The sequence below is a fragment of the Limosilactobacillus reuteri genome, from assembly GCF_002254085.1.
In the GTDB taxonomy this organism is placed as follows: Bacteria; Bacillota; Bacilli; order Lactobacillales; family Lactobacillaceae; genus Limosilactobacillus; species Limosilactobacillus reuteri_K.
Genome location: NZ_NGPY01000092.1, coordinates 76,974 through 87,597, shown reverse-complemented (window position 1 = coordinate 87,597; position 10,624 = coordinate 76,974). Strand labels below are relative to the sequence as shown.

The 10,624-nt window shown below is 50.9% G+C and carries 9 protein-coding genes and 1 pseudogene; 8 read left to right on the top strand and 2 right to left on the bottom strand.

Features of this window, described 5'->3' with window-relative positions; all coding sequences use genetic code 11:
- Window positions 1–145: 145 nt before the first annotated feature.
- Entirely contained in the window at window positions 146–637 is a 492-nt protein-coding gene (locus CBG10_RS11000; protein ID WP_094509808.1) for a DUF805 domain-containing protein, read from the bottom strand.
- Window positions 638–1,147: 510 nt separating this feature from the next.
- On the opposite strand from CBG10_RS11000, the pseudogene CBG10_RS11820 reads away from it, so the two are divergent.
- The 8 genes and pseudogenes from CBG10_RS11820 to CBG10_RS10960 all read left to right on the top strand — a co-directional run.
- Window positions 1,148–1,486 (top strand): annotated as a pseudogene (locus CBG10_RS11820) (ISLre2-like element ISLre2 family transposase); the annotation flags it as partial.
- A 309-nt stretch (window positions 1,487–1,795) separates the two neighbouring features.
- A complete protein-coding gene (locus CBG10_RS10990) occupies window positions 1,796–3,133 on the top strand; it encodes an isochorismate synthase (RefSeq protein ID WP_019251214.1) in 1,338 nt (445 codons plus the stop codon).
- Window positions 3,112–4,794: a 2-succinyl-5-enolpyruvyl-6-hydroxy-3-cyclohexene-1-carboxylic-acid synthase gene (gene menD / locus CBG10_RS10985; protein WP_094512605.1), complete on the top strand. Its 1,683-nt coding sequence runs from the start codon at window positions 3,112–3,114 to the stop codon at window positions 4,792–4,794. Before CBG10_RS10990 ends, menD begins: the two co-directional genes overlap by 22 nt.
- Window positions 4,787–5,599, top strand: coding sequence for a 2-succinyl-6-hydroxy-2,4-cyclohexadiene-1-carboxylate synthase (gene menH / locus CBG10_RS10980; protein WP_094512603.1), 813 nt, complete (start codon window positions 4,787–4,789; stop codon window positions 5,597–5,599). The genes menD and menH overlap by 8 nt, the downstream gene beginning before the upstream one ends.
- Window positions 5,600–5,609: 10 nt before the next feature.
- The gene (locus CBG10_RS10975; RefSeq protein ID WP_094502363.1) at window positions 5,610–6,800 is read left to right on the top strand and encodes an MFS transporter; all 1,191 of its coding nucleotides are present in this window, start codon (window positions 5,610–5,612) and stop codon (window positions 6,798–6,800) included.
- Window positions 6,800–7,966 carry a chorismate synthase gene (aroC, locus tag CBG10_RS10970; protein WP_094512602.1) on the top strand — a complete coding sequence of 389 codons (1,167 nt, stop codon included), beginning with the start codon at window positions 6,800–6,802 and terminating at the stop codon, window positions 7,964–7,966. Before CBG10_RS10975 ends, aroC begins: the two co-directional genes overlap by 1 nt.
- 11 nt (window positions 7,967–7,977) lie before the next feature.
- Window positions 7,978–9,264, top strand: a complete 1,287-nt coding sequence (gene aroA / locus CBG10_RS10965) for a 3-phosphoshikimate 1-carboxyvinyltransferase (protein ID WP_094509258.1) — start codon at window positions 7,978–7,980, stop codon at window positions 9,262–9,264.
- A gap of 5 nt (window positions 9,265–9,269) precedes the next feature.
- A complete protein-coding gene (locus tag CBG10_RS10960; RefSeq protein WP_094502366.1) occupies window positions 9,270–9,809 on the top strand; it encodes a shikimate kinase in 540 nt (179 codons plus the stop codon).
- Here the strand turns inward: CBG10_RS10960 and menC are convergent.
- On the bottom strand, window positions 9,751–10,599 hold the full coding sequence (menC, locus tag CBG10_RS10955) for an o-succinylbenzoate synthase (protein WP_094502367.1): 849 nt from the start codon (window positions 10,597–10,599) through the stop codon (window positions 9,751–9,753). The two genes, CBG10_RS10960 and menC, sit on opposite strands and share 59 nt — an antisense overlap.
- Between the last annotated feature and the right edge of the window lie 25 nt (window positions 10,600–10,624).

Sequence of the window (10,624 nt, the reverse complement as noted above, 5' to 3'; positions counted from 1 at the left end):
GCCGTATTCAGACAAAACTAGGCAACCAAACTCCACTTCAATATGAGCAGAATCTAGTTGCCTAGAAAAATATTTATTCAATTTTAAAGCAAGAACATACAGGTTCCAACTTTAAGGGTACACGTCAGGCACCAGCTCTTTTAATTTAGTTATTGTTTCGTAATGATAGAACCTTAACATCGTTGTCGTAGTTAGCACTCCACCAACCTTGTTTATTGACGTAACCGGTTGGTAAACAGAGAATTACTAAGAAGATTATATCGATGACTGAGGAAATAGTTTCCATCACCGCACTATCGTTACTTGTAAAAATAAGGGAAAGTAACCAGAAAACTAAGACCGTCCAGCCTGTCAAACCGGTATCGCGAACCCGCCGGACACAAATAGCAATTCCAGGAATAATAATAGCAATGGCGAATACTGCAATAACGAAGAGTAAGAAGATTAAGAATCCAACGCCATGATTATAGCCGTTCATAATCGAAGTGACAGAAGTAAAACCAGCAATTGCTAGTAAGAAATATAAAATAACAAAAATGATGAAATTAACCAATACTGGCCACCAAAAATCCGCCCGCGTTGAAGTAGCCCGGTACTTAAAGGCGTTTTCCCAGTAGTATTTGTAAGCTTCAAACATACAATTCTCCTCCTTTGATAGGTTATGATTTGATTATAGCATTTTTGCGGGGATGTAGATTGACTTATGATTTGGGGAGGAGAAATCATAGCTATAGTTCTTAACAACAAGTTAAAAATAAAATCCTTAAATATTTTTGTTAGTGTAAGATTTTCATAGGTTAGATGAATAATTCATCTGGGCGTGGAGATCTTTTTTGTAGACCAATTTACTTATTTACAAAAAAGAAAAGACCAGTAGCCTTTAGTGTGTCGAATACTAAGCAAAGGCAGGTCTTTCCTCATAGATATTTTAACAGAAATCGAGCAGAATTTGGTGAAATCAGGCAGTTTATTTGAAGCTGAACAGATTATTTTAAAAGGGGTGCTGGAGTTAGGACAAGTAATCATGCAAAACTTTTTGGAAAGCTTAGATCGAAGCTTAAAGTCCCAAGCTCCAGCGAACTATCAAGTAATCAATAAACAGCCACGGACGCTTAACTTTATCTTTGGCCCGGTGACTTTTCAACGACTAATTGGTTCAGTCGAAAGTTCTCACCGGGCTTTTACTTACCGGATGAAGAAACAGGGCAAGTCATGGACTGAGCAGGGGGCTAAAGCCATCATTGGTTTAATTGAAGCCCGAATGAATGGTGAACTGCAAGCTAGTTTAAATACAATCCTAGAACAATTAATAGTTCTTCCTCGAGTGGCTCAAACAAGGCTATTACAGGAAATGCATATTCGAACTGGAGAGTTTCTAAGAAAAGCACCGACAAAGCCGTCAATTGGAGCAGTACAAGGAATAATTCCGATTAACACGGCCACAAGTAGACCAATGGGACAACTTTTTAAGGCACTAACCCACTAAAACTGCATATTTAAAGGCTACCTATGAAAACTTGACAGATACCATTCCAAGTGGCAATCTTTAACTCCTAAGGCAACTCTGGTAGAATAATTCATGAAAGGTGGTCCTTTCTTAAACGAAGACGGGGTCCAACCATCTTTTGTTTTTATTTTAAATTTAAACCAAAATAAGCACTGATGTTAAATCCATCAGTACTTAAAATTGTAGAACCGCGTGGCGGACTGCCGAGGCCGTTTGGCTAGATTTTTTGTTTCGTTTGCGTGGAGTGTTATACTAAGCAAGGCATTTTAAAAAAGTGGGTAAAGATCAATGATACAGCTTTTGAACCAAGTAATCACAAAACCGTATGCGCTATATTCCTACCGGATCTCAGCGGACCTAGTCCAGCTTTGCCGGCAAAACCAGGGGTATTTTAACCAACAGGTCTTTTGGCAAGCTGCAGATGGCAAACGAACATACTGGGGCATCCAGCCACGACGGTTTTTAGTTGGCCAATCGAGTGCAGCCATCAAAAAGTTTCAGCGCGCTTTTAGCCAGCAGTGGCAAAATTTAACACCAGCCTTTTCCTGTCAGCCAGTGTTGTTGGGTGGTTTTCCCTTTGATTCCCGAGGGAAGCGTGCACCGTTTTGGCAGCAGTTAGAACAAGGCTACTTTATCCTGCCCCAGATTCTTTTTATGCAGGACAAAGAAAGGACAACCGTTAGCTTGCTTGTTCCAACCAATCAGGAGGTTAGACCACAATTGGTTACGCTGGTGGATCAGGTCGACCAAATCCTGGCCCGGCAGATTGGCCCACAGCCAGTGCCAGCGGTCCACGGAGAAGAATTAGCGGTAAACGAATGGCTGCAGCTGGTCAACCAAAGCGTGACGGCAATTATGGATCATCGCTTGAAAAAAGTGGTCCTGGCACGGCAACTGCGTTTAACAGCTGATGCCACCTTTAATGCGGCGGAGATTCTTCAGCGGCTGATCTTCCAGCAGGAGAACACTTACCACTTTTTAGTCCAGGCCGGTAACCGGACCTTTGTTGGTGCAAGTCCCGAGCGGCTATTAAAGGCAGATGCTAGGAACTTTACAACGGCCAGCGTTGCCGGGTCGATTCGCCGGGGTAAGACGCCCGGAGAGGATGAGCAGCTCGGCCAGCAATTACTAACGGACCACAAAAATAACCATGAGCACCAGCTAGTTGTGGAGCGAATCCAGCAAGTCTTAGCCGAGTATGCGACGGCAGTAACCGTGGGCCAACAGCGGCTGTTAAAAAACCGTGATATTCAACACATTTACCACCTGATTAGCGGCCGACGGAAGCCAGGGGGGGCAATGCTTGATTTGTTAGCGGCCCTTCATCCGACCCCCGCGCTAGGTGGTGAACCACGGCAGGCGGCACTGGCCTGGCTGGCCGCGAGGGAACCGGCTGGCCGGGGGATGTACGGCGGACCGGTAGGCTGGCTCGGTTTGGGTGCTGATGAAGGTGAATTCGCGGTGGGCCTGCGGTCTGGAGTATTTAGTCAGCATGCGGGCCTACTGTATGCGGGTTGCGGAATTGTTGCCGGTTCGGTCGCAGCTAAGGAACGGCGCGAAACCGGCTTGAAGTTTCAGCCAATGTTACGAGGGGTAAGTGACCAATGGATAATCAACAAACACTAACAAAGTATCTCCTGGCCTTTATTGCCGGCTTAAAGCACGGCGGGGTCAAGCAAGCGGTGATCAGTTCTGGTTCACGCTCCACCCCGCTTTCGGTATTGGTTGCCCGGGATCCGGAAATTAAACACTACATTGACATTGATGAACGTTCGGCGAGTTTTTTTGCCTTAGGCTTGGCCAAGCAAAGCCAGCAGCCAGTAGCGTTAGTTTGCACGTCCGGCAGTGCTGCCGCCAACTACTTTCCTGCTGTTTGTGAGGCGGAGGCCACCAACCTGCCTCTAATCGTCTTGACGACCGATCGTCCGGCGGAACTGCAAGCGGTCGGTGCACCACAGGCGATGGACCAGGTAAAGCTGTATGGCAGCCATGTTAAAGCGGCGCGGGAATTGGCCTTGCCTGAGGCTGGTCCGACAATGGAGGCTTACAGTCACTGGCAAGGTTTTACGATGGTTGCCCAAGCAAGCCAGTTGCCCAAAGGTCCAGTGCAAGTGAATATCCCATTAAGAGAACCACTACTACCAGACCTCACAGTTACGTCGTCAGCGCCGGCGCCGACTAAGTTAATTCCAAACCAGCGCTGCGCGGATTTAAGTCCGTTGGCGGCCTTGCTGGGACAAAACGGGTTGATCATTGTTGGCGAAGAGCGGACCCCTGCTGAGGCTGAGCAGCTACTGTCGCTCGCTGAGCTGCTTAACTGGCCCATTATTGGCGACCCCCTGACTAACCTGGCTACTGGTCGCGGGTCCGCAAATTACCTTCATCAGGCAGATTTGATTTTTCAGGGAACAGTGCCGCTGCCCGCAGTGATCCTACGGTTTGGCCGCTTGCCGGTCACCAAGTCGGTTGCGCAATGGTTGGGGAAGCACCGGCTGCCGACCATTTTGGTCGAGACCGGCCAGCAATTCAAGGATCAGCTTCATACAAGCAACTACCTGCTCGACATGACGGTTAGCGAATTTATCGCGAGCGTCGAGCATCTACCGCTGACACCAGTTTCAGGCGACTGGCTGGGGAAGTGGCAATTGCGCCAGCGACTGGCTGCAAGTCTGCTGGAAGAAGAAATTACGGGGCAGGGCCTCAACCACTTAAGTGCAATTACAGCATTAATGGCGACCCTTAAAAATACTGACCTCTTTGTTGCTAATAGTAATGCGATCCGCCTGCTCGATCGCTTGGCAAAAGCCAGCAACCGGGGCGTGCGCGTATACGGTAATCGTGGCGTCAATGGGATTGATGGCTTAAACTCAACGGCCGCGGGAATCTGTGCCCGCAGTGACCGACCATTGACAATGCTGATTGGCGATTTGGCATTCTTCCATGATTTAACCGGCTTGGCGATGATTTACCGCTACCAGTTGCCGGTAAACATTGTCCTGTTAAATAACAATGGCGGGGGGATTTTCTCCTTTCTTCCCCAACACCAGCTGCCCGCGGCCGATTTTCAGCTTCTTTTTAAGACGCCGCAAAACCTGGATTTCACCGCGGTTGCATCCTTATACCACTTAGATTATTGTCAGCCGACGACACTCGAATCGTTTACTACTGAGCTAACACAAACAGCGCCCCGGCTGATTGAGGTCGAAGACCAGCAAAGTGGACCGGTAAAAGTATGGCAGCACTTGCTCGCCCAATACCAACAGCAGGAGCGTGAACTAAATGACTGAACTGCAATATCATTATCAGTGGTTAACGGACTACCAGCCGCACCGGCCTACCGTCATCTGCCTCCATGGCTTCATGGGGACTGGGGCCACTTTTATGGGCTTGTTTTCCCCAGAGCAGCCATTTAATTTCTTGGCGATTGACTTGATTGGGCATGGTCAAACGAGTGTTTATGTCCACCCTGAGTACTACTGGATGACGGCGGTAATCGCAGCACTGCAATCTTTAACCCGGCGCTTGCAAATTGATGACTATTACCTGCTTGGCTATTCGATGGGGGGCCGGGTCGCCCTGGCGTGGGCAATCAATGATTCACGGGTTCGTGGCCTGATCTTGGAGAGTGCCAGTCCGGGAATCGCTGACCCCGGGCTGCGTGACGAGCGCTGCCAGCACGACGATGATCTCGCAAAGCAATTATTGACCCGGCCGCTAGTTGATTTTGTCGATCGTTGGGAACGGCTGCCATTATTCGCCAGCCAAAAAGCACTACCGCCTGTCACCCGGATGCGCATTCGGGAAGAACGGTTAAGCCAGCAAAACTATGGCTTGGCAATGAGCCTGATGATGATGGGGACTGGCCGGCAGCCGAACTACTGGCCCCGGCTACCGCAACACGTGCCGACCCTGTTGATTGTTGGGCGCCTTGACCGCAAGTTTCAAGCAATTGCCCGGCAAATGAAGCAGACGGCACCACAGATTACGATTACGACCCTGAACGGGGGGCACTGTGTTCATCTTGAACAGGCCGCACAATTTGCAGCGACCGTCTGTGATTGGCTCGCCGACCAGCCGGGCCAGCAGATTTAAGGGAGTTTTTATGAACAATGTAACGACAAGCAGGCCGCGGCTATTGCTCGGCCTATACCTTAACTATTTCATCCATGGTTTTGGGATCATTATTTTAGCCCAAAATATGACGGCGCTGAGTAACAGCTGGCATACCAGCATTAAGATTGTTTCGTTTGTCATTTCGGGGATCGGGATCGGGCGGCTGTTTGCGTATCTATTAACTGGTGCCCTTGCCGACCTGTTAAACCGGAAGCTTTTAATCTACCTGGGCATGGTAGCTTATTTTATTTTCGCCGTGGGCATGGTAACGACAAAAAACATCGCAGTCGCATACGCGATGGCGATCCTTGCCGGGGTCGCTAATTCGGCGCTCGACGCGGGAACCTATCCGACGCTCGTGGAGGTTAGCGATGGCAATGGCTATGGCACCGTCCTGATCAAGGGCGCAATGTCCGCCGGGGAGTTTGTCCTCCCGCTACTGGTTGCTTGGCTGGCCGATTACCAGCTTTGGTTTGGCTGGTCGTTTATGGTGATGGCCGGATTGTTAGTGGTTAATGCGTTCAACCTGCTTCCAATTACTTTTGCCCAACGAATCCAGACGTCAGCTGCTGCCGACAGTATCGCAGCCAGCCGTTCGATGATCGGCAAAAAAGTGGTACAAACGATCTTGCTCCTCGCCTATGGTTATAGCTCGATGGCACTTATGATCTGGTTTACCCAGTGGATTACCATCTTTGCGCAACGGGTTTTCCATTATAGCAACTTGGCTGCCCACGGCCTGCTCTCGCTGTATAGCATCGGCTCAATTGTCGGAGTTTTCGTACTCTTTTACCTGTTAAAAATCGGCACAAACGAATTTATCCTGCTGATTGGTTTGAACTTGCTGGCACTGCTTTCCCTTGTCGTCCTGATTAGGGCCGGCGGGGAAGTTTGGCTTGCAAATGCGATGAGTTTGATCTTTGGTTTTAGCGCAGCTAGTGGAGTGATGCAGACGGGCCTGACCGTATTTATGAAGCTCTATCCGGCGCACCGGGGTCTAGTGACCGGGGCCTTTTATTTCTTTGGCAGTATCGCGTCCTTTACGGTGCCGCTAATTTCGGGGAGCCTGTCGGTTCACAGCGTCGGCACCGCTTTTTCAGCTAATCTCTTGGTAGCTGGCAGCGGCTTCCTATTGATGCTGGTCCTGGCACTGATTAGCCATTCACGGGAGGTAAATTAATGGAGTATTATACCGCTGGCGAATCCCACGGGCCGCAATTAACGGGAATTTTAACCGGGGTGCCGGCTGGATTAAAATTAGATGTCGAGCAGATCAACCAGGTACTGTGGAGCCGGCAGGCTGGCTATGGTCGGGGCCACCGACAACAAATTGAGCACGACCAGGTTAATATCGTGGGCGGGCTGCGGCATGGGATGACCCTTGGTTCACCGTTAGCACTGGAGATTGCCAACCGTGACCACGCCAACTGGGCCCGGATTATGGATCCGCTCAGCAGTCCGACCAGGGGAAATACCAGGCGCAAGGTGGAACACCCGCGTCCGGGTCATGCAGACCTAGTGGGCGGATTGAAGACCCGGCACCGGGACCTGAGAAACGTTTTGGAACGCTCGTCCGCTCGCGAAACTGCCATGCGGGTAGCCATTGGAAACGTCTGTACCCAGCTATTGGCCGCACTTGGCATCCAGCTAGTTGGTTATGTCCAACAAGTTGGTTCGATTGCCGTCACTGAGCCGGCAACGTTGACGGTTGGGCAAGTAGGCCGGGCCATTTTGGAAAATGATTTGCGGATTGTTAACCAGGAACAGGTGGCGCCAATTCATGCGCTAATTGATCAAAGTAGACAAGCTGGTGATACGCTTGGCGGACAAGTCCGAATCCTGGTCGAAAATGTGCCGGCCGGGCTAGGAAGCTACGCGAGCGCGCAGGCAAAGCTGGATGCCAAAATTGCCGCGGCCGTGATCAGTGTTAACGCAATCAAGGGAGTCAGCTTTGGCGACGGGCAGCAGCTCGGTCAGATGGCTGGCAGTCAGGCGATGGATGAGATTGCATACCAAAAGCCGCGGGGGTACTACCGGCTCTCGAACCACCTGGGCGGCTTTGAGGGCGGAATGACTAACGGGATGCCCCTGGTTATTAATGCAACGGTCAAGCCGATTCCAACCTTGTATCACCCCTTGCAAACGGTGGACATTAATACCAAGCAGGCGGTCCGGGCAAATGTTGAACGCTCCGATACAACCGCGGTTGTTCCGGCGTCGGTTATTGTTGCCAGCGTGGTGGCAATCGAATTAGCCAAAGAAATTACGGCGACCTTTGAATCTGCAAACCTGGAACGACTAAGGGAAGCACTTGCTCGGTACCGTCATGAAATCAGTGAAGCGTAAGGGAGATTAGGATGAAAGAGTTACAGAGGGCGGCTAACGGATTAGCCGGGACAATAAGTTTGCCCGGTGATAAAAGCATTTCCCATCGTGCGGTAATGATTGGCTCGTTGGCGACCGGGCTGACGACGATCGACCAGTTCGCCCAGGGGGAAGATTGCCAAACAACGGTGGACGCTTGCCGGGCCTTAGGGGTGCAAATCGACCAAGAAAAAACGCGGCTCGTGGTTCACGGAGTAGGGTTACGGGGCTTAAAAAAATCCGCCTGTCCATTGCAGATGAATAATTCGGGGACCACCACGCGGCTCTTGATGGGGATCTTAGCAGGCCAAAATTTTACGAGCTGCCTATTGGGTGACCGGTCGTTAAGTCGGCGACCGATGAAACGAGTTAGCGATCCGTTAGCGTTATTTGGCGGCGAAGTCCAACTAGCAGCAGCGGGAACGCTACCCGCGGTGATCAGGGGGCATTTGCTCCATGGGGCTAACTACCAGCTGCCGGTTGCGAGTGCGCAGCTAAAAAGCGCCCTGCTGTTTGCCGCCTTGTTAGCCGACCGGCCATCCCGGATTATCGAAAAATTGCCGACGCGCAACCACACCGAAATCATGCTGCGCCAGTTTGGCGCCGATGTAAAGACTAATGGCGACCGCGAGATTATTGTTCATCCAGCCAAAGCGCTGGTTGCGCGCACGCTGCGGGTCCCTGGGGACATTTCTTCGGCCGCCTTTTGGCTAACAGCCGGTACGCTTGTTCCACATTCACAAATTAGGCTGAGCAAGGTAGGCCTTAATCCGCACCGCACCGGAATCCTCAAAGTCCTCACACGGATGGGGGCAAATTTAGCCATTACCCAGCGCCCTGCTGATGGCGAACCGATTGGCGACGTGGTGGTTAGGCGTGGTCACTTGCGGCCGATTACTCTTGGCCCGGCAGACATTCCCGACGTGATCGACGAGCTGCCGTTAGTTGCCCTGCTGGCTGCCAGTGTGCCCGGACAAAGTAACATTCGGGGGGCTGGCGAGCTGCGCTTTAAGGAAACTGACCGGATCAAGGCAACTGTTGCGATCTTGCGCCAGCTCGGGGTCACGGTCACAGAACTGCCCGATGGGATGGTAATTACTGGTAAGCCGGATTGGCAAATTACTGATCCGGTGTTTGATAGTTTTGGTGATCACCGCTTGGGGATGATGGTTGCAGTTGCGGCATTGAAGGCAAAGCAGCCGCTTTTTTTGGCGAATTCAGCGGCGATTGATGTTTCATACCCGCGTTTTTTTGCTGACTTAGCCCGGTTGAGGAGGTAATTAAAATGGAAATGATATTAATTGGGTTTATGGCCAGCGGCAAGACGACGATTAGTCAGCTGCTGGGTCAGAAACTAGCGTTGCCGGTCCATGACCTTGATGATGAAATTGAAGCGCGCAGCAAGCTGAGGATCCCACAAATTTTTCGTCAATATGGCGAAACGTACTTTCGGGATTTAGAAGCGGACACCCTTGCGGCGACGATTCACCGGCCCGGGATTTTAGCCACTGGTGGCGGAACCCTGCTCCGGGTGCGTAACCGGCAAATGCTAAGGGCAAGTGGTGCTAAAATTATTTTGCTGCAAGCAGCTGCTGACAAAATTTACCAGCGGTTGCAAAAACGCTCAAACCGGCCGCTGGCAACTGGTTTGAGTGTTCAAGCCGTTGCTGATTTGCAGGCAAACCGGTCGGCGGCTTATGAAGGATGCGCAGATATTACGATTAATACGGGTGAGTTAACCGTCCAGCAGACGGTCGAAAGGATCATCACTGAATTAGGGAACTTGTGCCAGGGCTTGGATTTGTTTGGTCACCGACCCGACTAACTTTGATGTTAATGACTTGTCCACTGCCCAGCTGGATCATTGTCTGGGCAGCCGCCAGTCCAGTGATGCTTTCATCCAGACAGAGCGGTGTTTTTAGCTCTTGCTGGAGTTTGGCATGCTGCACAAGGTCGTCTGCTGCAAGGGGTTGTTCGATCATCAGCAGCTTTAACGCGTCGAGCCGTTGGAGAGTCGCGACGTCGGATAATGTATAGGCCGAATTGGCGTCAGCCATTAATTCAAGCCGGAGGAACTGGTCACAAACCGCTTTTGGGTATGCGTAATCTGCTCCGGGCTTGATTTTTACTTTTACTCGCTGATAGCCTGCCTCAACATAGGCGCTGACTGTCGCCACTAATGCACTCGGAGATGGTTGGATGCCAATGCTTACCCCAGCGGTGACTTGCTTTTTAATGCCGCCGATGGCCTCTGCTAGCGACTGGTGCTGCCGCTTGGTAAACAGGTCCCAGAATGCGCTGTCAATGGCAGCCTTGGCCATGTGATTGCCCCTAATTTTAGCAAACAGGCCGGCTAGCTGGTCGGGCGCGGTCAGCTCTTGGTTGAGGAGGGCGGGAAGCAGCATGTCTTTGAGCAACAAGTATGCACTATCCCGGAACTCCTCGGTATAAAAGGGGGTGGTGAATGCGGAACACTCACCATAACCGCAGTTGCCGTCTTGATCATGCAAAACCAGCAGGATAAAGTCCTTGCTGGTCATTTGCCCAAAGCTGGTTTTGAAGGGGGAGCGATGTGGTAAGCTGATTTTATACATATCGGCAGTACTTATTTTCATTTCTAGTCCTTTCATTTACGGGGAA